Source organism: Nonomuraea sp. B19D2 (assembly GCF_040137845.1).
In the GTDB taxonomy this organism is placed as follows: domain Bacteria; phylum Actinomycetota; class Actinomycetes; order Streptosporangiales; family Streptosporangiaceae; genus Nonomuraea.
The window spans coordinates 82576-105888 of the sequence record NZ_JBEFAK010000008.1 but is presented as its reverse complement, the minus strand read 5'-3'; the positions used below and the strand labels follow the sequence as shown (position 1 = coordinate 105888).

Below are 23313 nucleotides of genomic sequence, written 5' to 3'. Positions count from 1 at the left end.
TGCCGCACATGACATGCTTCCTATTAGGGACCAGTGGGGAGAAAACATGGACAAGCCGGTCATCGTTACGGTGGACGACGACCCAGGCGTCTCGCGGGCGGTGGCCCGCGACCTGAGACGCCGCTATGGCCAGGAATACCGGATTGTCCGCGCCGAGGCGGCCCGGGAAGGCATCGAGGCGGTCAAGCAGATGCGCCTGCGGGGTGACGACGTGGCGGCCATCCTGGCCGACTACCGCATGCCGCAGATGAACGGCGTCGAGTTCCTCGAGGCCGCGATGGACATGTATCCGTACGCGCGCAGGGTGCTGCTGACGGCCTACGCCGACACCGACGCCGCGATCCAGGCGATCAACGTGGTGGACCTCGACCACTATTTGCTCAAACCGTGGGACCCGCCGGAGGAGAAGTTCTACCCGGTGATCGACGGCCAGCTCGACGCCTGGATGCGCACGGACCGGGTCGAGCGGGCCGAGCTGCGGGTGGTGGGCGACAGGTGGTCGGCGCAGTCGTACAAGGTGCGTGACTTCCTGGCGCGCAACCACGTGCCGTACCGGTGGATGCTGGCGGAGGACCCGGAGGGCGCACAGCTGGTGAAGGCCGCGGGCGAGGGCTGCCACCTGCCGCTGGTGGTGACCGCCGAGGGCACCACGCTGGAGTCGCCCGACCAGGCCGCGCTGGCCACGGCGGTGGGCCTGTCGACCACCCCGGCCACCGACTTCTACGACCTGATCGTGGTGGGCGGCGGCCCCGCCGGGCTCGGCGCGGCCGTCTACGGCGCCTCCGAGGGGCTGAACACCGTGCTGGTCGAGGCCTACTCCTCGGGCGGCCAGGCGGGGCAGAGCTCCCGGATCGAGAACTACCTGGGCTTCCCCGACGGCGTCTCGGGGCAGCAGCTCGCCGACCGGGCCCGCAGGCAGGCGCTGAAGTTCGGGGCGGAGCTGCTGACCGCGCGCAAGGTGGTCTCGCTGGAGACGCGCGGCCAGGCACGGGTGGTCGGGTTCAAGGACGGCGGGGAGATCGCGGCGCACGCGGTGATCCTGGCGACCGGCGTCACCTACCGCCGCCTGCAGGCGCCGGGGCTGGACGAGTTCGTGGGCCGGGGCGTCTTCTACGGCGCGGCTCTGACCGAGGCGCCGTCCTGCAAGGACACCGAGGTCCACATCGTGGGCGCGGCCAACTCGGCCGGACAGGCAGCGGTCTACCTGGCGGGATTCGCGAGCAAGGTCCATTTGTTGGTGAGGGGTGATGGTTTGGAGAAGTCCATGTCTCACTACCTCATCGAGCAGATAGCCGCGCTCCCCAACATCGAGGTGCACCTCCAGACGGAGGTCGTCGGCGGCGAGGGCGACGACCACCTCGAGCGGCTGACGCTTTCGACCAAGGGCGAGATGCGCACGGTGGACGCGCAGTGGTTGTTCGTGTTCATCGGGGCCGAGCCGTACACGGCCTGGCTGGGTGAGACGATCGAGCGGGACGAGAAGGGGTTCGTGCTGACCGGTCCCGACCTGGTGCAGGGCGGGAAGCGGCCGCGTAACTGGCCGCTGCGGCGCGAGCCGTACTACCTGGAGACGAACGTGCCCGGGGTGCTGGCCGCGGGCGACGTACGCGCCGAGTCGATCAAGAGAGTGGCCTCCGCCGTCGGCGAGGGCGCGATGGCCGTCGCGCTCGTGCATCGCTATCTGGAGAAGCAATGAGCGAAATTGTCGACATCGATGAACTGCGCAAGCTCTTCCTCTTCGAGCGGCTGACCGACGAGCAGCTCACCAAGCTCGCCAGCAGCGGGCAGGTGCGGACGTTCGCCCAGGAGGAGATGATCATCCGGCAGGGCGACCCGGCCGAGTGCTTCGCGGTGCTGCTCGATGGCGAGATCCAGATGATCAGCGAGACCGTCAGCGCCGGGACCGTGGCGATGCCCCGCACCTCCCAGCCCGGCGTCTACGGGGGCGCCACCAGCGCCTACCTCGGGGACCGGGCGCCGCAGACGTACCAGCACACGCTGCGGGCCACCGCGCCGACGCGGATGTTCCTGCTGCCGGCCAAGAAGTTCGGCTACATCGTGGCCGAGTGGTTCCCGATGGCGATGCACCTGCTCGACGGCATGTTGTCGGGCGGACGGATGCAAAGAGAGATCATCGACCGGCGGCAGCGGCTGACCGCGCTCGGCACCATCACGGCCGGGCTCACGCACGAGCTGAACAACCCGGCCGCGGCGGCCGTGCGCGCGGCGAGCGAGCTGCGCACGCTGGTCAGGACCTCGCGGATCCAGCTCGCCCAGCTCGCCGAGGCGGGCATCCCGCCGGAGAAGCTGCGCGCGCTGATCGACTGGCAGGAGTCCTGCACGGACAACCTGGGCAAGATGCCGCAGCGCACGCCGCTGGAGATCTCCGACGCCGAGGACGAGCTGGGCGAGGCGCTGGACGAGCTGGGCGTCGAGAACGCCTGGGATCTCGCTCCCGCGCTGGTCAACGCCGGGTTCTCGAACAAGGAGCTGGAGAAGGTCCGCGCCAAGGTGGGCGAGGATCGAGCTTCCGACGCGCTGCACTGGCTGGCCAAGGCGATCGAGATCTCCCAGATGCTCAACGAGGTGACGGAGGCCACCGAGCGCATCACGTCGCTGATCAGCTCGGCCAAGCAGTACTCGCAGATGGACCGGGCGCCGTTCCAGCAGGTGGACGTGCATGACCTGCTCGACAGCACGATCGCGATCTTCCGCGGGAAGATCCCGCCGGGCATCAGCGTGGTCACCGACTACGACCGCACGCTGCCGCTCATCCCGTGCTACGCGGGCGAGCTCAACCAGGTGTGGACTAACCTCATCCACAACGCGCTCGACGCGATGGGCGAGGCGGGCACGCTGACGATCCGCACCGCGCACGACGAGGACGAGGCGATCATCGAGGTCGGCGACACCGGTCCAGGCGTGCCCGACGCGATCAAGGAGCGGATCTTCGAGCCGTTCTTCACGACGAAGAGCGTGGGCCAGGGCACCGGTCTCGGCCTCGACATCTCCTACCGGATCGTGGCCGGACGGCACGGCGGGGAGATCAAGGTGCGCTCGGTGCCGGGCGAGACGTGGTTCGAGGTACGCCTGCCGCTCAGGGAACCGGTCCCGGTCGCCTGAACGTCCATCCCTCGACCGGAGCACTTGTCAGGAAGTGCCCTTACCCCATGTAATGGTTGACCGAAATATGGGGAAAAGGAGACGGGCTAATGCCGGCTGATTCATCGGAAGGATACCCGTGTTGATCACCGACTGGACCCGGCAGGCCCTCCCGGCCATGCTCGACGACCTCAAGGCCGCCGTGGAGCTGGAGACCTACAGCTATGACAAGCCCCTGCTGGTCAAGGGGCTGCGCGCGATCCGCGCCCGGGCCGTCGAACGCCTCGGCACGCCGGACGAGGAGGTGCTGCACATCGGCGGGCCGCACGGCGACATCCTGGAGCTGATGTACGAGGGCACCGCGCCGGGGACCGTGCTCATGCTCTGCCACTACGACACCGTCTGGCCGACGGGGACGCTCGCCGAGTGGCCGTTCGCGGTGGCGGACGGCAAGGCCACGGGGCCGGGCGTGTTCGACATGAAGACGGGCCTCGTCCAGTCGATCTGGGCGCTGCGCGGGCTGCGGGAGCTGGGGCTGCCGCATCCGAGCGTGCGGTTCCTCTTCAACGGGGACGAGGAGATCGGCAGCCTGACCTCGCGCAAGCACATCGAGAACGCGAGCGCGGACGCGCTGGCGAGCCTGGTCTTCGAGGCGTCACTCGACGGCGCGCTCAAGACCGCCCGCAAGGGCGTGGGGCTGTTCAACGTGAACGCGGCCGGGGTGGAGGCGCACGCCGGGCTCGACCCGTACGCGGGGGCGAGCGCGATCCACGCCCTGGCCGAGATCGTCACCACGGTGGCCCGGGCCGGCTCCCGCGAGCGCGGGACCACCGTGAACGTCGGACTGATCACCGGCGGCACCGGGCGCAACGTGGCGGCCGGGCACGCCAGCTGCGGCATCGACGTGCGCGTGACGGAGCCGGCGGAGATGGGGCGGATCGACGACGTGTTCGCCGCGCTGCAGGCGTCGGATCCGCGGGTGTCGATCTCCACCACCGGGGGCTGGAACCGGCCGCCCATGACGTCCAACCCGGCCTCGCGGCGGCTGTTCAAGGAGGCGCGGGAGGTGGCGGCCGGGTTCGGGTGGCTGCTGGAGGAGGCGTCGGTGGGTGGCGCCAGCGACGGGAACTTCGTCTCCGCGCTGGGGCGGCCCGTGCTGGACGGGATGGGGGCCGTGGGGGACGGGGCGCACGCGCGGCACGAGCACGTGCTGGTGGAGCACATCCCGGAGCGCACGGCGCTGGCGATGGGGCTGATCACGGCCCTCGCCTGACCCGCCCGAAGCGACGGCGGTCAGCCGAAGACGTGGTCGCGGGCCAGGTCCAGGGCGGTCAGCACGGCGCCTTGCAGCACCGCGTTGCCCTTGACCGTGCTGGCGCGGACCTCGGTCGGCGTCGGAGCCAGCTCCCGCAGGTGCCCGGCGACCAGCTCGGCCAGCTCGTCCCCGCCCTCATGGCCCGTCGAGCCGCCGAGGACGACGAGGCCGGGGTCGAGGAGGGTGGCGAAGGCGAAGGCGCCGTGCGCGATCCGCCGGGCCAGCTCGTCCTGCCCGAACCCACGTACGACGCCGGCGTCCACCAGATCGCAGAAGGACACGCCCCCCACCTCGAGGAACCCGATCTCGCCCGCGCCGCCCGACACCCCCCGGCGCAACCGCCCCCCGAGCACGACCGCCGCCCCCACGCCGTCGTCCAGCCAGAGCAGCACGAAGTCCGCGCTCCCCACCGCGGCCCCGGTGCGGAGCTCGGCGACGGCGGCGAGGTTCACCTCGTTCTCCAAGGTCACCGGCACGCCCACGCGCTCGCGTACGGACGCCATCATGCCGCGCCGCCACCCGGGCACGTCGTTGGGCGACACCAGCTCCCCGTCACGCGGATCGACCAGCCCCGGCGCGCCGACCACGACCGTGTCCAGCGCGCGCTGCCCCACCGCGCCCCCGACCACCTTCGCGATGATGTCCGCCAGGTCGGCTCGCGCGCCGATCGTCGTCCTGGCCTCGCTGACCACTCGCCCGGTGATGTCGGCGACCGTGACGTTGACGGCGTCGCGCCGTACGTCAACCCCGGCCACGTGGGCCAGGTCGGCCACGAGCCCGTACAGGCGCGCGTTCGGGCCCCGCCGGTCCTCCCCGGTCTCGCCCGTGACCTCGATGAGGCCGCCTGCCATGAGCCGCTCGATCAGGTCGGACACGGTGGGCCTGGACAGCCCGGTCATCGTGCGGAGCTGGGGCGCGGTCAGCGGCCCGTGCTCCAGCAGCAGGTCGAGCGCCAGCCGGTCATTGATCGCCCGGGCCATGGCCGGGGTCGCGGTCCTCACGGCCCTCATAATAGTCAGGGAGCCTGCCTAAAATCTGTTTCCATCAGGAAGCCTGCCTGATAATTTTCAGGACGTGAGCCATCATCGTGCGATCGCGGCCGTCTTCGCCGCGCACGGCGCCGTCGCCGGCAGCCTGTCCACGCGCATCCCCTGGATCCAGGAGCACCTGCACCTCAGCCCCGGCACCCTCGGCCTCGCGCTGCTGTGTCCGTCGATCGGCGCCTTCGTCGGCATGCCGATGGCCGGCCGCCTCGCCTACCACTTCGGCAACCGCGCCGCCACGCGCGCCCTCCTCGCGCTGTGGTGCGCCGGGCTGGCGCTGCCCGCCCTCGCGCCGTCGCCCGTGTGGCTGTTCGGGGCGTTCCTGCTGTTCGGGGCGGCGGCGGGCATGTGCGACGTCGCGATGAACGCGCACGCCGTCGTCCTCGAACGGCACCTGGGCCGCTCGATCATGTCGGGGCTGCACGGCATGTGGTCCGTCGGCAGTCTGGCCGCCGGCGGTGTCGGCGCCCTGGCCGCCCACGCGGGCGTCGACGCCCGGATCCACCTCGGGGCCATGTCGCTCGCGTTGCTCGGCCTCGGGGCGGCGGCCGGCCGCGGCCTCCTCCCCGACAGCGGGATGGCGGGTTCCGTGCCCGACGCGCCCCCGCCGCGGCGCTTCGCGCTGCCCACGCGCGCGATCCTGGCCATCGGGCTGGTCGGGTTCTGCGCGACGTTCGCCGAGGGCGCCAGCTCGAACTGGGCCGCCGTCTACCTCACCGCCGTCGCCGACGCCGGTCCCGGACTGGCCGCCGCCGGGTACACCGTCTTCATGCTCTGCATGGCGAGCGCGCGGCTGCTGGGCGACCGCGTGATCCGCCGGCTCGGTCCGGTGGCGACCGTCAGGGCGGGCGGGGCCCTGGCGGCGGTCGGCGGCGCCCTCGTGGTCGCGGCCCGCACGCCCGCGCTCGGCATCGCCGGGTTCGCCCTGGTCGGGCTGGGAGTGGCGCTGATCGTGCCACTCGTGATCGCGGCGGCGGGCAACGCGGGCACGACTCCGGGCGAGGGCGTGGCCGGCGTGGCGACGATCACCTACATGTCGGGCCTGATCGCCCCTGCCGTGACGGGCTGGGTCGCGGGCGCGCTCAGCTACCCCGCCGCGTTCGCGATGATCACCGGCGTGGTCGTGCTGCTGACGTTGCTCGCCCCGGTCCTGCGCCCCTCCCCCACCTCTCAGCCAGAAGGAGCCGTTCGTGTCGACGTCTGAACCCCAGGACCCGCTGATCGACGAGGCCCTCGTACGCCGCCTGCTCGCGGCGCAGTTCCCCCAGTGGGCGGGCCTGCCCCTCCGCCCCGTGCCGCGCTCCGGGATGGACAACGCGACGTTCCAGTTCGGGGACGACATGTCCGTACGTCTGCCCCGCTACCGCCGGTGGGTCGGGCAGGTGGAGCGCGAGCACCGCTGGTTGCCGCGGATCGCCCCGCACCTGCCGCTGCCGATCTCCGAGCCGCTCGCGAAGGGCGAGCCCGGCGAAGGCTATCCCTTCCCCTGGTCGGTCTACCGGTGGCTGGCGGGCGAGACCACGGAGGAGCTGGCGGATCCCCTCCAGGCGGCCAAGGAACTGGCCGGATTCGTCCGCGCGCTGCAGGGGATCGACGCGACCGGCGGCCCCGGCCCTTCGTGGAGCAACGCGTTCCGCGGCGTGCCGATGGGCGACGAGCGGGACTCACTGGCCGTCGAGGCCCGCGTCCGCCCCAAGATCGAGGCGCTGCGCGGGATGGCGGACACCGACGCGGTGACGGCCGTGTGGGAGGCGGCCCTGACGGCCCCCGCCTGGGACCGCCCGCCGGTGTGGATCCACGGCGACCTCGCCACCGGCAATCTCCTGACCGTCGAGGGCAGGCTGAGCGCCGTCATCGACTTCGGCACGCTCGCCGTCGGCGACCCCGCCGTGGACCTGCTGGCCGCGTGGAAGTTCCTGCCTCCGCAGGCTCGCGGCGTCTTCAGGGAGACGCTCGGCGTGGACGACGCGACCTGGGCGCGGGGCCGCGGCTGGGGCGTCGCGGCGTCGCTCCCGGTGCCTGACGATCCCTACTACGACGACCCGGTACGCGTCGAGGTCGCCCTGCGCCACCTCGAGGAGATCATCGCCGACTTCCGTGCCGGCTGAGATCGCGGTCAGTCCGGGCGCAGGGCCTTGAGCGCGAGGTCGACGAGGGCGTCGGCGTACTCCGCGGTGAGCGGGCCAGAGCGGTGCAGCCAGCGCTGGAACAGGGGGGCGTACAGCAGCTCCAGGGCCAGGTCGAGGTCGGCGTCGGCGGCGATCTGGCCGGCCTGCTGCGCGCTGCGCAGCCGGGCCTTCTTCGCCTCGTCGACCGGGCCCGCCAGCTTCTCGCGGTACTGCGCGGCCAGCTCGGGATCGTTGATGATCTCCGTGTTGAGCGCCCTGATCGGCGCCTCGAACTCCGGATCGGCGAACTCGGCCGCCGTCGCCCGCATCACCGCCTTGAGATCGGCCTCGATGTCACCCGTGTCAGGCAGCGCGATGGTGTCGCCGACCTGGCTGAGGGCGAGGAAGGCGTCGAAGACCACGGCCCCCTTGGACCGCCACCAGCGGTAGATCGTCTGCTTGCCCACGCCGGCGCGTGCGGCGATGGCCTCGATCGAGAGCTTGGCGTATCCCACCTCGGAGACCAGCTCGCGGGCCGCGTCGAGGATGGCCTGGCGCGAGCGCTCGCTGCGGCGGGCCGGGTCGGGTGGTTTGGACATGCGGCTCAGCATAGCAGCAGAGCGAGACGAGACGGTCCGTCTTGACGGCGATTGACGGTCGTATAGAGTGTCCGCTTAGCGAGACGCCACGTCTCGTCTCGTTCCGAGGAGGATCTTCATGACCCGTGTATGGTTCATCACCGGCGCGTCCCGAGGCCTGGGCAGGGCGTTCGCCGAGGCGGCGCTGGCCGCGGGAGAGCGGGTCGTGGCCACCGCGCGCGACGTCGAGCCGCTGGCCGACCTTTGCCGGAAATATCCCGACACTCTCGTACGGATGCCGCTCGACGTGTCCGACCGGGCCGCCGTACGCGAGGGCGTGGACCGGGCGGCAGCCGCGTTCGGACGGCTCGACATCGTGGTCAACAACGCCGGCGGGCTGCTGTACGGCATGCTGGAAGAGGCCACGGAAGAGCAGATCAGGGCCCATTTCGACGTCAACTTCTTCGGCGCGCTCTGGGTGGCCCAGGCCGTCGTCCCGCACCTGCGCGAACAGGGCTCAGGACACATCCTGCAGGTCACCTCGATGGGCTCGGGCGGCGGCGTCGCCTCGGTCGGCCTGTACGCGGCGGGCAAGTCGGCGCTCGACTCGGCCAGCCAGTCCCTGGCCATGGAGGTGGAGCCGTTCGGCATCAAGGTCACCATCCTGCAGATGGGCGGCTACAACACCGGACTGTTCACCACCGGCACCACGGCCACGCAGCCGAACCCCCGCTACGACCCGCTGCGCGCCAAGCTGGCCGAGATGTGGGGCGACGACGCGGGACCCGACCCGAGCACCGCCGCCCCGGTCATCATGGAACTGGTCGACCTGCCGGACCCGCCCCTGCGGCTGATCGTCGGCGGCCACTCCTACGACCTGGTGCAGCAGATGGACCAGGCGCGCGCCGCCGAATACCGCGCCTGGGAACACCTCAGCCGCAAGGCCCCGGGATAACCCCGCGCATCAACTCCTGTGCGGTGGCAGCACGCTGAGCCGCGGAGAGCGCAAGGTGATCGCGGGCCGCTGCCTCAATCGCATCCCTGCGTGGATACGGTCGCGGTGGCGGCCGTGCCGTCCATCGCCGAGCGGATGATTTCTGCGGCTGAAAGCGCGTAGCCGCTGGGCTTACGAATATCACTAGCAAAGACCATGCCGGAGACCGTTCCGTCGGACCTGAGCAGAGGTCCGCCCGGAACCCCTGCCTTGACGGGCGCATGAACGATGTGGACTTCGCGGCGGATTTGGCGCTCGTGGTAGATGTCCGGGCCATGCGCGATAGTGCCGCGGCTGACCTTGCCCGACGTCACAGTGAGGTCCTCGCCCTTTGAATATCCAGCGACGATAGCGCTTTCGCCGGCTTTGATCGGGCCGAAGACCAGCGATCTGGCGCGCAGGCTCGGCACCCGCAGCACGGCGACATCACGGCTTGGGTCGAAGAGGACGACTCTGCCCTTGTAGCGCTTTCCGTCTGGTCCGATCACCGTAATGGGGCCGGCGGTGCCTGCGACCAGGTGCGCGGTGGTCATCACTCGTTCAGGCTCGTAGGCGAATCCCGTCCCTTCTGGCCTGGTGTTGTTGCAGGAGGGAGCGTTACCGATCAGCTTGACCACGTTCGATCGGCTCGCTGCTACCTGAGCATTCACCCTCGATGGATCCGACATCTGCGGGGTTGGTCGCGTGGCTTCTCCTACAGGTGCCGGTCTGTGGGATTCGTCCGCGTTCCGGAACCACTGTGCGCAGCCCGCCGCAGTGGTGAGAACGATCAGGACCGCTCCGAGGGCGGGCAGCCTCGCCCAGGAAACGTTCCCCTTCTTCTCGATCACCTGCGGGATCTTAGTGCGACACGCCAGGCAATTCGCCCAACTTGGTCCTCAATTCGAGTCATTGGCCGATCCGCGCGGGTGCCGACCTACCGGCACATCGGATTCGCCGAGTTGGTCGAGCAGGTCACGGATCCGTGCGGCACTTCATGAGCCTGCCGTCAGCAAGCTTCAGGGGGCGGCAGCAGGGGTGTCCTCTGCCGCCCACGCCCGCCGTCAGAAGCGCTTCGTGTAGCGGGTACCCCGGTAGTAGATCTTCACGCCGTCGGGCTCGGAGGCGCCATGCCCGAAGGAGTACTTGCCGATGTTGCGGCGGTGGGTCTTACCGGGGGCGACCTCCACATAGCCGAAGTCGGACTGATGGTCGCGCACGATCGCGTACTTGATCCTGCTGGCGCAGCTGTTGGACACCGCGACCTGCCACTTGGGATCAGACCAACCGCTGTTGTTCAACTTCGTGCGGCCGGCTTTCACACAGGCGGGCCAGGCGGCCGCACGCTGAGCGCTCGCAACCGGGGCCAGGCTGGCGGCCGGCCCCGTGGTGGTGGCCTGCGCGGTCGATGGGGCGGCAAAGAAAAGCGTGGTGCCCAGAGTCATGAGAGCGAGGACTCGCATAGTGCTCCTTCCGAAGGATCAAGTTCCGCCGTGGGGCGGCATTCACATGAAGATCCATCCTGCACCAGATCGGCCCATCATGGAGTGTTCACCCGGATTTGCCCAGATTGATGGGCGCACTGAGGCTTTCTGAACACCACATCTTCCGCACCGACAGCGCCCAATACATCGGCCCGCCTACCGAGGCATGGGAGGCCGAACGCGTCGAGTGGGTTCCGATCACGGACATCCGCCGCCTGATCGACAAGCGCGACATCGTCAGCGGGACCAGCATGAACGCCCTGCTCTACGCCCTTACAGCGGTGTAGTTGCCCACGACCGCGGTCCCGCCAGCTCTCACCGCTCCGCCCTTCGGACGCTTCGCATAGGCGCCTGCCGCACCAATTCGCAAACTGCCCGTCCTCTCGCGGGCGGGAGAGGGCTCCAACGAGCCCATCCGGTAACCGGGCAGCGGGCGGTCGACTGGCGAGCGGAGCCAGCAGGGTTTCGGGGGGCGGAGCCCTTCCCGGGAGGCGCTGCCGGAGCTCCGTCGCGCGGAGCGCGCCCGTCAGCGGAGGACCATGCGTGTCGCCGCGGCAGCCGTCCACCGGGAACCACAGTTGTTCGTCCCTGTTGCAGTCAGCGTAGCCGTCAGGGCGCATGTGGTAGTCAATGCCTGAGGCGGCTACAGCAGGTCGGTCAGCTCGTCTGCGGTGATCCCGGTCAGGGACAGGATGTTGCGCGAGGTTCCTTTGGGTAGATCCCGGCCGAGGTGGACGGGGACGCTGACGACCCGCCCGTCGTCGTGGCGCAGGACATGGTGACTTCCGCGCACACGGGCAATGGCGAAACCGGCTTTCTCCAGAGCTCACACGACCTGGGCGCCGGACAGGGCAGGGACGGGTGGCATCAGGCGACGTTCACCGTCACGGTCACTTCGGATGAGAGGCCCACTTCCTCGATCAGCGCGATCAGCGCCTCGCGAAGGTCGGCCACCGCCGCCTCGGCGGTGGGGCCATCACCCACCGCGCCCACACCGGGCCGGAGCTGGGCACTGGCACACCAGATCCCATCTTCGTCTTGCTCCAGAACGTAGGGCACATGCTGGGTCCTGCTCATGAGCCCCAGTGTACGGCTCCCGCATCCACCCGGCAGGTCCCTTGATCGGAGCCACACGGGTCTCGCACCGCCGTTCGGCCGCTGTGCTCCCGTCCCGGATAGCTGCCGAAGATCGGCGACTCGCGCCCGGGGTTCGGTCAAGGGTAGCGCTCGCGCGGGGATACCAGAGCTTGGAGTTCGAGGGGTAGGTTCCGCGCTGAATCTTCAAGCCACAAGCGTTACGGCCTGACCGCTGTAACGGTCGCTGGCAGGCCAACGCCAAGACCACCAGGGGCCGGTCACCGTCGCCCGGCCAAAGCCGTGCGGCACCACCGAGAGGCTCGCCTCCCACCTGTTCGGCGCGGGGGCGCGGGCGCACACGCACACCCTCGAAACGCTGATGGTCTCGTGGTTCGCCATGTCGAGGGCGCCCTGACCGATGCGCGCCCGAAGCCGCGTTGAGTAAGTTCGCAGTCACGGCCACCGTGACCGAATACGACTCCTGCGCGGCATGAGGCGACGTGGATGCGTCGATGGTGTTCAAATTGAACGCCGATGGCCTGCGTCACATCACAGGCATGTCTGGCTCGTCGTCTTCGCCGATTCGAGGAAGTTGTTTGGCAATGTCTCCGGACTTCACTATGTCGCGAACCACGTCGACCATTGCTGATGCGCCTTTATTTTTGATGATGACCAGGTCCGGCTGACACAAATAGCTGCCACTAAGTGACTCGCCTGACATTTCCTCGCGTTCCATGATTCGTGTGACCTCTTCTTTGGTCATCATGCAAGCGCTGTATCTAACGCCGTTTGGCAGTGTGATAATAGAGTCCCCCAACTCCATGGATTCGTCGTCCACTCCCCCCAGTCGAAGAATGTCAACAGTGAACGACTCTTCACTCCAAGAGTAGTATGCACTACTTGACATAGAGTTTTTTGAGTTTTGCAATGACTCCGGGTTCATTATTTTTGTTGGCCTTCCCGACAATCACAATCGTGTCGCCGACTTTTCTAAAGAAAAGTCGTCCGCCGTTTTTAGCTCGCGCATACATTACGTCGGTTCCCGTTAGATACCCATTGCCTCTTCCGGGATTCATGTTCCCCTTCGAAAGTTCATTGAATAGGCGATCCAAGTCTTTCTGATTGCTTCGTCCAGCTTCTTGGGCGGCACGAACAAGGTAGGGATCGTCGCCGATGGCCGATGCCATTTTGCCGCCGCACGACGTTTCGTTGTGGACGAGAACGTCAACGCTTCCGGCGGTCACGTGGTAGGTATGGAGATCGGAAACGGTGAGGTTGTACACCCGCTGGACTGCCGTCCACGCGGTGACCGCGCTGACTTCAGCATAGCCATTGGAGGCAGTCCGGAGGATCATCCCGGGCCGAAGATCGTCCGCATCTACCCATCGCCTCCCGTCGGCGGCCCAGAGGGGGTGGCCTGCGGTGGCGATCACGATGCCGGTAGCTTCTCCCTTGTCGCCGTCGATGTCTATCGTTATCTGTACGAGTTTCTTGCTTCCTTCGCCTGCGATCAGCGCAATGACAGGTTTGGCCTCCGTTTTGCCGGTCTCCGGATCGGTGGCGATCACCCGATCCCCGAGCTGGACCTCCTCAATCCGCTTGCGACTGCCGTCGGCCATGAGCACCAACGTGCCAGGGACGAAGCTATTGCATACGATCTCTTTGTATCTCTTGGCATACTTTGCCAGCTTTGCGGCGGGGACGGTGTCGAGCATGGCCTCAAAACAGGCGCCTGTGTCCTTGCTGCCCAGGCATTTGTCGATGCCGTCGAGCGGGAAGAACAGGAAGAAGAATCCTGCGACGTAATCCTTGCCCGATTTGTACTCGCAATAGTATTCGGCGTCAACGGGCGCGTCCGTGTTCCCGCATGCCAGCGCGAATCCGTACTGCGGAGAAAGGTGCCCCGCGATGCGATCGGCTTCCTTCTGCAGTTCGGTCGTGAGCGTGCGCTTGCGCCATGCCTGGCACTGCTTAGAATCGGGATTCTTGCAGTTCTTCCGCTGCTCGCCTCGACGCTGTTCCCATTCCTTGCACTCCCGGTAGTCCCGAGGATTCTTGTAGTCGGCCTGGACGCAGGGCGAGAGCCCGGTCGGGTCGGACAGGCCGATGGGGTTGTTGCCGGCGTAGCTGTAGGGGTTGGCCCATTGGGGCCTGGTCAGGTCGAGGAGCGGGTCTGTGGAGATGAACTTGGCGATGGACGGGTCGTAGTAACGGGCGTCGAGCAGGGTCAGGCCGGTGTCGCTGTCTTCCGTCTTGCCGAGGAAGCCACGGTCGGTGAGAGGAAAGTCGTCGATTCCGCGGCGTTGCCCGTAGGGCAGGTATCGCTCCCGCCGAACGTCGCCCGTCGCGTCATTGATCGTCAATTGGGTCGAGCCGTGCAGGCCGGACATCATCCAGGTGACACCCTGGGCGACGGTGCGCATGGCGACCATCGCACCGTCGGGTGAGGCGTAGTAGCGCCTTCCCGTGAGCCTGCCATCGGTGAGCTCGATTTCCGAGCTGCCGAGGTAGAGGACAGTCTTGTCGGGTCCGCGGCGGATCAGGCGGTCACCGTCGGCGTCGTAGACCATGGTGGTGTCGTCTTCGCCGACGGTGGTCTTTTCCAGTTGTCCGAGTTCGTTCCAGGTGAAGGCCGCCTGCTTGCCTGCGACCGTCCTTGATGTGAGCTGTCCCGCGTCGTCGTAGCCGTAGGTGTCGCTGCCGGTCGGGCGGTCGATCGAGGTGACGGCGTTGGGCCTGACCGACGAGGGCCCCGCTGTGGGATAGCGGTAGGTCGAGCTTTGACCGTTGTCGTCGATCGAAGTGATGTTCCCGACCGCGTCGTAGGCGTAGGTGTGGTTGTAGGGCTCGGTTCCCTGGCTGTCCGGCGGGGCCGTGCACGACGACCCTGTCGTGGTGTAGGCCTTCTCGAGCCGGTGCAGGCCGTCATAGGAGTAGCACTCCGACTGGCCGACTGTTGAGCCGGACACGGCGGAGGCGGCGTCCAGGATGCGTGTGACCTGCCCTGAGGCGTCATAGAAGAACTGGTCGTCCTGGGAGGTGACCGGGCTGGCAGTGTCGGCCTTGGTCATGGTGATCATGCGAGAGAGCCAGCCGGTGCTGTTGTCCCAGGTCAGGGCTCGTTTGACTTGCCCGTTGCCGCCGTACGAACGTTCGGCCAAGCGGCCGGTCGCGGAGAACATCGTGGCCTTGACGTATACACCCAGGTCGCTGCTCAAGCCGTCCGGCAGGCCCAGGTCCGTGTAGGTCGACGTCACTTTCTCCGCAGGCAGTCCGGCGGCAGCGGGCATGCCGAAGTCAGCCACCGCCCCGGACGGCGTGTAGGAGGTGGTGAACTCGTACGAGCCGGCCAGGAGTCCTTCCACGGGGGGAATCGTCAAGGTCGAGGCCGTGGGACGGTCCATCGAGTCGTAGCTGGTGATCGCGTCCGTGTACGGCTGTCCGTTGACGTACCTGGTCGCCGAGGTCAGCTGTCCCTTTGACACCGTGTCGTACACCCATGCGGCGAGCTTGGTGCCCGTGTCCGGATCGCCGACCCACTGCGCGGTCTTACGCCCGAGATCATCGTAGGTGTAGGAGATCTTCTGGCCCTTACCGTTCTTGGACCAGGTCAAGCGGCCGGCGGCGTCGAAGCTCTGCTCCGGATCGCCGGCATCGGGATCGTGACCCGTAAGGCGGCGGCCCAGCAGGTCATATCCGAACGTGCGAACATTGCCGTTGGCGTCGATCTGTTTGGTGAGCTGGCCGTTCAGGTCGTACTCGTAAAGGGTGTCGAAGTGAGCGCTTCCGTCCTTCCATTCCTCGACCTTCGTGACCTGGTCATCGACATCGGTGTAGGTGACCGTCTTGCCGCCGGTAGGTGGCGTGACCTCGCTACGGTCGCCGAGGTATGCGGTGGTGGTCCGGCGCAGTTCGGCGGAGAGCGCCATGTCGACTTGAGCGATCGCCTGCCCGAGTCCGTCATAGACCGGCTTGGACCATTGCGGCACAGAGGTGAGCGCTGGATTGAGAAGACCAGATCCGGGTTGCGCGGTGTTGTGCACCGGCGCGGTCGTGGCCGCTGTCAAGCCGCGTGTGTCATAGGTGACGAGGGACACGATGCGGCCGTCGCTGGGGGAAGTCGTCTGGCTTTCCCGAGTACGGCCTAGTCCGTCATCGTAGGAATACTTCGTGGCGTACTTTGCCGTCGCGCCCGATCCGGAGAGCAGCCGGGCTACGGTGGTCTTGGCTGGGCCGTTCACCGCGCCGCCGGCGTCTGTCGGGATGGTGTATGACACCGTGGCCGCCGGGGTGCCCGCGCTCTTCGGCTGGGCGGGTGTCCACAGTGTTGTGGCTCGGCCCAGCGCGTCGTAGTCGATGTTCACGTCGCGCCCGTTGGCGTCACGGGCGCCGATCACTGAACCGGAGTACGGGGAGGTCCACGTGGTGGCGGTGTGCCCAAGCGGGTTGGTGACGGTAATGCCGTCGGTGGGCCAGTCGACCGGCGGAGCGTAGCTCGTCGTCGTGGTCTTTTGCAGCGGATCGGTCGCCGACACTTTCCGCCCATAGCCGTCGTAAGTCGACGTTGCCGTGGTGAACTCGGTGCCGCTGGTGTAGGAGCGAACCTCGGTGGGGTTCCCCCTCGTCGGGGCGTTGGAGGTTTCGCTGGTCGCACCATCGTACAACGTGATCGTCCGGCCCAGGAGCGTCCCGGCCGCGCAGTCATCCCCGGCTCGACGCGCTTGCGAGGCCGGATAGGAGATCATCCATGCCCCGGACGACGTGTTGCGTGCGTACGTCGTGGCAGCGCATGAGTTGTCGGCGGCCACTCCACGCTCACCGTAATCGTTCACCGTGACGGGCAGTCCATCATCGTTGTAGGCGGTCTTGATTTCGCTGTACCGCCACCCCGACGACACCTTCTCCCTCGCGACCTGCCTGGTCTGGTTGACCAGGTGCGGGTCGGAGATGGCCGGCCCGTCGCCCGTCACCGCGATCTCGTACTCGTATCGCGTCGATGCTTCCTCGGCGAAGGCGCTGGGCGCTTTGAGGGTGATCGTGGGGCACGCGCCGAGGTCGCTCCAGTCGGTCGACGTCCCCGGCTCCGCGGTGGTCATTCGTACCGCCTGCCAGTGCCGGGCATTGTGCGACACCTTGTCACCTGCGGCTTTGGGGTACCACTCCGGGCCCGCGTCCGCCCATTCCGGGTAAACGCACGCCACGATCGGGCTCTCATTAGCGGTGGCTGTGGCGCGCCAGGTCTGCTCCTGCAAGGTCCTGCCCGACAGGCCGCGTAGATCGTTGACCGCGGTCCCGTCGAAGTCGGTCACCGTCAGGTGGCGCGGAGTTCCGTCAGCGAGGGGCTCGTCGTACAAGCCTCGGAAGAACGACGTCGTGGTGACGCTGTAGCCGGCCGGGTCGTCCCCGCTTCCCTTGAACACGCGGACGCTGGGATAGCCGCGGAACTCGGTCCATTCGCCGCCCAGCGCATCGCAGACGAAGTCCCAGTTGCTGTCGAAGTGCCCCGATGCGCACCAGCTATCGGTGTAGTAGTTGGCGACGGGTCGTCCCCAGGCAGGAGAGCCGAGATACCGATAGCGGGTGATGACGTCGGGGGAACCACCGACCAGATCCTTGTCGGTCGTCTGCGTGACCAGCCATTTGTTGTACACCGAGCCGACGAAGTGATAGTCGTTGTTCACATCGGCGTAGCTGCCTTCGTCCACCCAATAGCAGTCCCAGCTAGCGTCATCGCGAACAAGGGCGTCAGCGGAAGTGGTCAGACCGCACCCGGATGGCTGGCCGTAGCGCACTTCGGTACGCCCACCCAGGCCATTGTCGACCCCGGCGATGCGCAGCATGCGGATACGTGGCCGGGTGTCATAGTCGTAATTGTCGCGGTTGTCCAGGAAGACGCCATCGAATTGAACTGCGGGCAGAGCCACGTCGGGACCGCTTCCGGCCATCCCGACGAGGCGGATGGTGTCCAGCCAGGCCACGTCCGCTCCACCACGACGCAGCTCGACGCGCGAGACGTCATCCCACCCGTTCGCCTGGCTGTTCCAGGATTGGACGAGTGCCGTGTCCAGCCACTTCCTGACGAAGAACGAAGGAGCTCCCACACCACACTTGATCTCCGGGCACACCAGGTCGGTTGGGACGTCGCTGTAACCAGTGGTGGTGTTCTCCCGGTCCACCACGTTGAAGACCACCCGATGGGTGGGCTTCGAGCCGGCGACGTTGCCGTTCGCGCCGTAGGCGACCTGCGCCAGATATCCGCCGCGGTCATAGGGCAGCGCATCGTCCCAGCAGTAACCGGTGGAGTCGGGCTCGAACAGGCAGTATTCGTTGCCCTCGACCGTGTACGTGTAATCGATGACGTTGCCTTTGGGATCTGTCTCCCGGTCCACCATCCAGCGGTACGGGAAGCGGCAGAACGCCCCAGTCCCCTCCAGCTGATACTTGTCGTGACACGGCGCGGCTTCGTCTCTTCCCAGATACGGGACCTGCCAGCTCGAATCTCGGTGATAGCCGAGCCGATACGTCGTACCGTCCTGCGTGGTGATGGTCCAGTACGGGAAGCCGGACTCCGCCCCGGAAGCCACATAGTTGATCTTCCAGCCGAAGTCCTCAACGGTCTTCCATGCACCCGAACTGGAGTCCTTCACGATGCGTGATGACCTGCCGCCCACCGACAGGGTCAGATCGTCGTCGGTGTTCCAGCACCTGTGGTTTCCACCGAGGTTGTAATGGGGGCAGGAGTCGTATTTGCGTTCGATGAACCCGACTCCGAGATCCCACCCGAGCCCTGCCCAGGAAGCCTGGTTGTTGGTCGCGCCGGTCAACCCGTCCAGGGACGCCGAGGAGTACTCCAACGACAGCTTGGGGGCGCCGCCAGAAGGTCCAGGAGGCACCGGAATGGGATACGAGTAGGTGAAGTCCCCGCTCGATGGGCCAACCTGCCAACTGCCGGACGGTTTGAGGTCGGTCGCCTCGAATGAGCCGGTGCCATCGCTCGCCGTGGACGACGCCGTGCTGACGATCGTGTAAACGCTGGCCGCGTCCGGTGAAGCAGATGCCGCGAGGCTTCCAGTGGCCGGGGCGGCCTTGACCATCGTTGTGAGTGCGTTATGGGCTACGTCGTTGAATACCGGCAGCACCTTCCGCTGACGCGCTGCCTCTTTTGCGCAATCCTTGGAGAGGGGCGTGTTCAGAACGCATGCGGGCAGTTCCACGACCGACAGTCGTGAGGCGAAGCCACCGCCGTACGCGTCACGGAAACCCGAATAGTCCAGCATGATCGACAGTTGCCCTGGACGCTGAGCCCCATCGCTTCGCGTGAGCCGTAAAGCAAGACCCACACCACCGAGCCGACGAGCCGTCGCGTCATCGAAGGTCTCCGCCTTCACCCTGGTCACAGGGTCTGCTGAAGGATCCGCAACAACGGCGGCAGCCTCCTTCGGCTTCTCGCCGCCTCTCTTGCCTTTCCGTGTTTTCTCAACCGCAACTGGACGTCTGTTCCGGGGTGGAGCCGTACCCAGACCGGCTGGCAGAGTCTTAGGCGGACCGACCTTCACCGGCAGAGAGGCGAGCGCAATCGGGCCGCCGGTCGTCGGCACGCTCACTTCGGCACTGCCAGGCTTCGGCCACGTGGGGTTGGCGCGCTTCGCCACGGATCGGTTCTCTTCCGCCCCCTTGATCACATCCTTGCGGGCAGAGACGGGGCGGCCCGGCACGCTGGGCTCTTTGGCCTGTTCGGGAGTCGAAGCGGCAGCTTGCTGAACGAGGTCCGGAACAGCGAGACCAGAGATCATGACAGCCGCAGTAGTCATCATGACGCCTGCCAACAGCCGAGCACGTGCACGCAGCAGCCCCACGCCGCACCCTCCACACAAGACGAAGGGCACGCCGCATCGCTGCCCCAGTTATCTATAAGATCAACATAAGGATGATCAGCTGGAGATCATGCCCCATAGCGTCATAGCTAGTAAAGAGGCATGTAAGTCGGGCACCGGACTATAAACTTCACACAGAGCGACATACCTGCAGCTAACAGCGGCTATCGCTGACCCAAGACTCACCGCATACATGACTGTGATCTACATCACTGACGTTCGCCTGGCCCCGGTTGGGTAGCACAACTCTGGCAGGAACCCGAGCGCCTCGCCGAGCGCATCGAGGCGGTGACAACCGCACTGAGCACATACGACACGTAGTTCGTCAGGGTGTTTGTCGCTCGCGCCAAGCAGCGGGCCGACATCCCCTTGTAGCGTGGTGCCGATTCAGGCGTCCACCATGGGGAGCAGCCACATGCGCTGGAAGGTGCACTCCGAAGAACAGCTCTACACCGACCCATGGCTCGATGTCCGAGTGGCCGATGTGGGGCTTCCGGACGGAAGGCATCTCGCTCACCGTCTTGTCCGCACCGCGCCCGGAGCCGGTGCGGTCGTCACGGACGAACAGAATCGTGTGCTGCTCATCTGGCGGCACCGCTTCATCACCGACACCTGGGGATGGGAAATCCCAATCGGCAAGATCGACGAAGGTGAGGAGCCGATCGCAGCCGCCGCCCGGGAGGTAGAAGAAGAGACCGGCTGGCGGCCGGGCCCCTTGCGTCCGTTGCTCTACGCACAGCCGACCAACGGCATCTCCGACTCTGAACACCACATCTTCCGCGCCGACAGCGCCCAGTACATCGGCCCGCCTACCGAGGCGTGGGAGGCCGAACGCGTCGAATGGGTACCACTCACGGACATCCGCCGCCTGATCGACAAGCGCGACATCGTCAGCGGGACCAGCTTGAATGCCCTGCTCTACGTCCTTGCAGAGGTGTAGTCGCCCCACGACCGCGTTCCCGTCGGTTCTCGCCGCTCCGCGCCTTCGGGGCGCTTCGCGGAGGCGTCTACCGCACAGATCTGCACACTGCCCGTCCTGTCGCGGACGGGAGAGGCTCGAGCGCGCCCATCAGCGGAGGACCTCGCGTTTCCCCCGGGGCAACGGATGCTCCCCGAGGAGCAGGAGCATCTTCTTTGTTTCCTCCAGGACCATTGACGTGACTGGTCACGGAATGAAATATCGATGAGCACACGCGCTATCGCGCGCAATCGCTTCGCGGAGAGGACGGCTCATGCGACTGACGTACCTCGGCAAGACCGGAACGAGCAACGAGGGCAGCTGCCCCGCTCTGTACAAGACCGACCGCAACACCGCCGTAGTCCAGGGAAAGCAGATCATCGATCCTGCGGCCCTCGCCGACCTCCGTGACCTCGCCCCTGACGAGATCGCCGTCGAGGTCCCGTGGGACGTCCTCGACCTTCCCCGGGAGGTGCAGTGACCCGGGAGGTCCCGGCTGACGAGTTCCTCGACCTGTTCCGCCAGGCCAAGTCGGACGTGTTTCGCCTCGAGCTCCGCGACCGCTACAACGTGCCGGCAGAGCATGATCGCTGGGAGGCATTCCAGGCGCGAGACTGGCCACGGCTGGAGGAGCTGAACAAGGCGCAGCGCGCTGTCTGGATGCAGCTCATGCGAGACGTCACCTCGACCGGCCGCCGCGTGGAGCGGGTCCGGGTCATCACCGAACCACCGACCCGGTACATCCAGTTCGAGCTGCTGCTCAACGCAGGCAACGCCGAAGCGGGAGAGGATATCCGCTATCTCCCGCGCGATCATGCACAGGAGCTAGCTCTGCCCTCGGTGGATTACTGGCTGTTCGACTCCACCGCTGCGGTAGTGCTTCAGTTCGGCGATGACGACGACCTGCTCGGCATGGAGCTGGTCGACGAGCCTGCGACCATCAACGGGTTCTGCGCCGGCCGGGACTCGGCGTGGCACCATGCCGTTCCCTACTCCACGTACGCCACCAAGTGGGTTTACCTTGCCGAATCCCCGCCAGGTGCGTGAGGCTCTCGGAGCACGTCTGCGCGAGCTGCGAAAGGACGCCGGCCTCAACGGCAAGCAGCTCGCGCAGACCCTCCGATGGCAGGCAACAAAGGTGTCGAGGATCGAGCTCGGCAAGCAGACGCCCACCGAGGAGGACATTCGCGCCTGGCTCACCGCCTGCGACGCTGCCAATCAACAGTCGTCGATAATCGCGCAACTCCGCGGCCTCGAGCTGGCGTATGCCGCGTGGCAGCGCCAGCTGCGCACGGGGACCCGCGACCGGCAGAGGCAGATCGCAGCCATCGAGGCAGAGACCGATCTGATCCGCGGGTTCGAGCCCGCTACCGTGCCCGGCCTCTTTCAGACTCGGGAGTACGCGAGGCACATCATGGCCCAGTCGATCGCAATTCACGAGATCACGGATGACCTGGAAGACGGCCTGCAGGCGCGCATGGACCGCCAGCAGATCCTCTATAAGCCCGGCCACCGCTTCCACTTCATCCTCAGCGAGGCGGCGGTACGCAACCTCATGTGCCCGCCTGAGGTGTTGATGGGGCAGATCGAGCGGTTGATTGCGTCGGCCACGCTCCCCAACGTCGCCCTTGGCGTGATCCCGTTCACCGCCCGGCTCCCCAAGTCGCCTGTGCACGGCTTCTGGATCTATGGCACACGCCTGGTGACTGTCGAGACGTTCGCCGCGGAGCTGTCACTGACGCAGCCAGAGGAGATCGCGCTCTATGGCAAGATCTTCGGCCTGATGAAGGAGGCTGCACTGTACGGCAAGGCCGCGCGCGGCCTGATGACCAACATTTTGGACGACCTGGCTGCCGCACACTTCCCTGAGGGAGAGTCTGCGGAGCCATCATGAGCCATTCTGGCTTGCTGCCATGCGATGGCGCGCAATCATCTTGAGACCCTGTTAGCGCCGCTCCTACCGTCCGTATATGGACAGGCACAGGTCCGCAACACCCACACCATCGCCCGCCGCGGGCGCCACGAGTAGGTCTGCCCGCGGCGCAGCCGTGACGCGACGTCGGCAGGCCGCCCCAGTGGACGCTTGCGCGGTGACGATGTGACCGGCTACGACACCGTCCCGTACACCATTGCGTACGCCGCCGAGTTGGTCGACGACCCGATCGGGTTCGAGTGGCACGCGGGCCAGTTCCGGTTGTCCTACCTCCCGCCCCGGCCGGGCGACTGGGTCACGCCGCCCGCGCAGTGGAGGGGTGAACCGGCGCAAATCCTGCGCGGGCGAGTGCGAGACCTGCACAGCAAGCCGGACAAGCGCGGCCCCGAACGCATGCGCAAGCTCAACACGCGCCGCCAGTGGCGGTGCATCGATAAGCTGCTGTGCCAGGTGTGCGGCGGGCCCGCAACCGACCCGGAGACGGGCCTGATCCCGTGGCTGCTCGCCCAGACGGTGTTCGAGGGCACCGGTGAGAACTCCGGCCGGACCAACGCGCCACCGACGTGCTGGGATTGTATCCCCAAGGCGCTGGAACAGTGCCCGATGCTGGCTGACGCCCCGATCCAGTGCACGGTCACCTCCGTCAAGCCCGCCGGAGTGCTGGCCGACGTGTACGCGCCTGGGATCGCGCGGGCGGGTGTCCTGACCGCCCACAACGCATTCGTCGGCTGGGACTGGCACGAGTTCCACCATCGCGCCCTGGCCGTGGCCCAGGTAGTTGAGCTGCACGGCATGCAGCTGGTGAAACAGCCCATCCGCCGGTCGGCTGCGGCGGCGGCCGGCGAGTCTCCCCAGAGGTGACCCCAAG

The 23313-nt window shown here is 67.0% G+C and carries 20 protein-coding genes; 12 read left to right on the top strand and 8 right to left on the bottom strand.

The window, feature by feature from the left end:
* Window positions 1-46: 46 nt before the first annotated feature.
* From ABN273_RS17365 to ABN273_RS17355, 3 genes are all read left to right on the top strand, one after another.
* Window positions 47-1696 carry an NAD(P)/FAD-dependent oxidoreductase gene (locus ABN273_RS17365; protein ID WP_349449915.1) on the top strand — a complete coding sequence of 550 codons (1650 nt, stop codon included), beginning with the start codon at window positions 47-49 and terminating at the stop codon, window positions 1694-1696.
* Window positions 1693-3123, top strand: a complete 1431-nt coding sequence (locus ABN273_RS17360) for an ATP-binding protein (RefSeq protein ID WP_349449914.1) — start codon at window positions 1693-1695, stop codon at window positions 3121-3123. Before ABN273_RS17365 ends, ABN273_RS17360 begins: the two co-directional genes overlap by 4 nt.
* 118 nt (window positions 3124-3241) lie before the next feature.
* Entirely contained in the window at window positions 3242-4375 is a 1134-nt protein-coding gene (locus tag ABN273_RS17355; RefSeq protein WP_349449912.1) for a M20 family metallopeptidase, read from the top strand.
* 20 nt (window positions 4376-4395) lie between these two features.
* Here ABN273_RS17355 and ABN273_RS17350 read toward each other — a convergent pair whose 3' ends face one another.
* A complete protein-coding gene (locus tag ABN273_RS17350) occupies window positions 4396-5418 on the bottom strand; it encodes an ROK family transcriptional regulator (RefSeq protein ID WP_349449910.1) in 1023 nt (340 codons plus the stop codon).
* Between the two features lie 73 nt (window positions 5419-5491).
* On the opposite strand from ABN273_RS17350, the gene ABN273_RS17345 reads away from it, so the two are divergent.
* Window positions 5492-6664, top strand: coding sequence for an MFS transporter (locus ABN273_RS17345; RefSeq protein WP_349449909.1), 1173 nt, complete (start codon window positions 5492-5494; stop codon window positions 6662-6664).
* Entirely contained in the window at window positions 6651-7568 is a 918-nt protein-coding gene (locus ABN273_RS17340; protein ID WP_349449908.1) for an aminoglycoside phosphotransferase family protein, read from the top strand. Before ABN273_RS17345 ends, ABN273_RS17340 begins: the two co-directional genes overlap by 14 nt.
* An 8-nt stretch (window positions 7569-7576) precedes the next feature.
* Here the strand turns inward: ABN273_RS17340 and ABN273_RS17335 are convergent, their stop codons facing one another.
* Entirely contained in the window at window positions 7577-8167 is a 591-nt protein-coding gene (locus ABN273_RS17335) for a TetR/AcrR family transcriptional regulator (RefSeq protein WP_349449907.1), read from the bottom strand.
* Between the two features lie 118 nt (window positions 8168-8285).
* Here ABN273_RS17335 and ABN273_RS17330 point away from each other — a divergent pair, with 118 nt between their 5' ends.
* Window positions 8286-9101, top strand: coding sequence for an SDR family NAD(P)-dependent oxidoreductase (locus ABN273_RS17330; protein ID WP_349449906.1), 816 nt, complete (start codon window positions 8286-8288; stop codon window positions 9099-9101).
* A gap of 74 nt (window positions 9102-9175) precedes the next feature.
* Here the strand turns inward: ABN273_RS17330 and ABN273_RS17325 are convergent, their stop codons facing one another.
* Complete coding sequence (locus ABN273_RS17325; protein WP_349449905.1) at window positions 9176-9970, bottom strand: trypsin-like peptidase domain-containing protein; 795 nt, start codon at window positions 9968-9970, stop codon at window positions 9176-9178.
* Window positions 9971-10183: 213 nt separating this feature from the next.
* A complete protein-coding gene (locus ABN273_RS17320; protein ID WP_349449904.1) occupies window positions 10184-10564 on the bottom strand; it encodes a hypothetical protein in 381 nt (126 codons plus the stop codon).
* A 128-nt stretch (window positions 10565-10692) separates the two neighbouring features.
* Here ABN273_RS17320 and ABN273_RS17315 point away from each other — a divergent pair, with 128 nt between their 5' ends.
* On the top strand, window positions 10693-10890 hold the full coding sequence (locus tag ABN273_RS17315) for a hypothetical protein (protein ID WP_349449902.1): 198 nt from the start codon (window positions 10693-10695) through the stop codon (window positions 10888-10890).
* A gap of 356 nt (window positions 10891-11246) precedes the next feature.
* On the opposite strand, the gene ABN273_RS17310 is transcribed toward ABN273_RS17315, so the two are convergent.
* The 4 genes from ABN273_RS17310 to ABN273_RS17295 form a co-directional block, all read right to left on the bottom strand.
* Window positions 11247-11426 carry a type II toxin-antitoxin system HicA family toxin gene (locus tag ABN273_RS17310; protein ID WP_349450113.1) on the bottom strand — a complete coding sequence of 60 codons (180 nt, stop codon included), beginning with the start codon at window positions 11424-11426 and terminating at the stop codon, window positions 11247-11249.
* Between the two features lie 44 nt (window positions 11427-11470).
* Entirely contained in the window at window positions 11471-11680 is a 210-nt protein-coding gene (locus ABN273_RS17305) for a hypothetical protein (protein WP_349449901.1), read from the bottom strand.
* Between the two features lie 544 nt (window positions 11681-12224).
* Window positions 12225-12518 carry a hypothetical protein gene (locus ABN273_RS17300; protein ID WP_349449899.1) on the bottom strand — a complete coding sequence of 98 codons (294 nt, stop codon included), beginning with the start codon at window positions 12516-12518 and terminating at the stop codon, window positions 12225-12227.
* 58 nt (window positions 12519-12576) lie between these two features.
* A complete protein-coding gene (locus ABN273_RS17295) occupies window positions 12577-19536 on the bottom strand; it encodes a polymorphic toxin-type HINT domain-containing protein (RefSeq protein WP_349449897.1) in 6960 nt (2319 codons plus the stop codon).
* Window positions 19537-19969: 433 nt separating this feature from the next.
* Here ABN273_RS17295 and ABN273_RS17290 point away from each other — a divergent pair, with 433 nt between their 5' ends.
* From ABN273_RS17290 to ABN273_RS17270, 5 genes are all read left to right on the top strand, one after another.
* Entirely contained in the window at window positions 19970-20494 is a 525-nt protein-coding gene (locus ABN273_RS17290) for an NUDIX hydrolase (RefSeq protein WP_349449896.1), read from the top strand.
* 292 nt (window positions 20495-20786) lie between these two features.
* Window positions 20787-20993 carry a hypothetical protein gene (locus tag ABN273_RS17285; protein WP_349449895.1) on the top strand — a complete coding sequence of 69 codons (207 nt, stop codon included), beginning with the start codon at window positions 20787-20789 and terminating at the stop codon, window positions 20991-20993.
* Window positions 20990-21559, top strand: a complete 570-nt coding sequence (locus ABN273_RS17280; RefSeq protein WP_349449894.1) for a DUF6879 family protein — start codon at window positions 20990-20992, stop codon at window positions 21557-21559. Before ABN273_RS17285 ends, ABN273_RS17280 begins: the two co-directional genes overlap by 4 nt.
* Window positions 21552-22406 carry a helix-turn-helix domain-containing protein gene (locus ABN273_RS17275; RefSeq protein WP_349449893.1) on the top strand — a complete coding sequence of 285 codons (855 nt, stop codon included), beginning with the start codon at window positions 21552-21554 and terminating at the stop codon, window positions 22404-22406. Before ABN273_RS17280 ends, ABN273_RS17275 begins: the two co-directional genes overlap by 8 nt.
* Window positions 22407-22595: 189 nt before the next feature.
* On the top strand, window positions 22596-23306 hold the full coding sequence (locus ABN273_RS17270; RefSeq protein ID WP_349449892.1) for a hypothetical protein: 711 nt from the start codon (window positions 22596-22598) through the stop codon (window positions 23304-23306).
* Window positions 23307-23313: the final 7 nt, after the last annotated feature.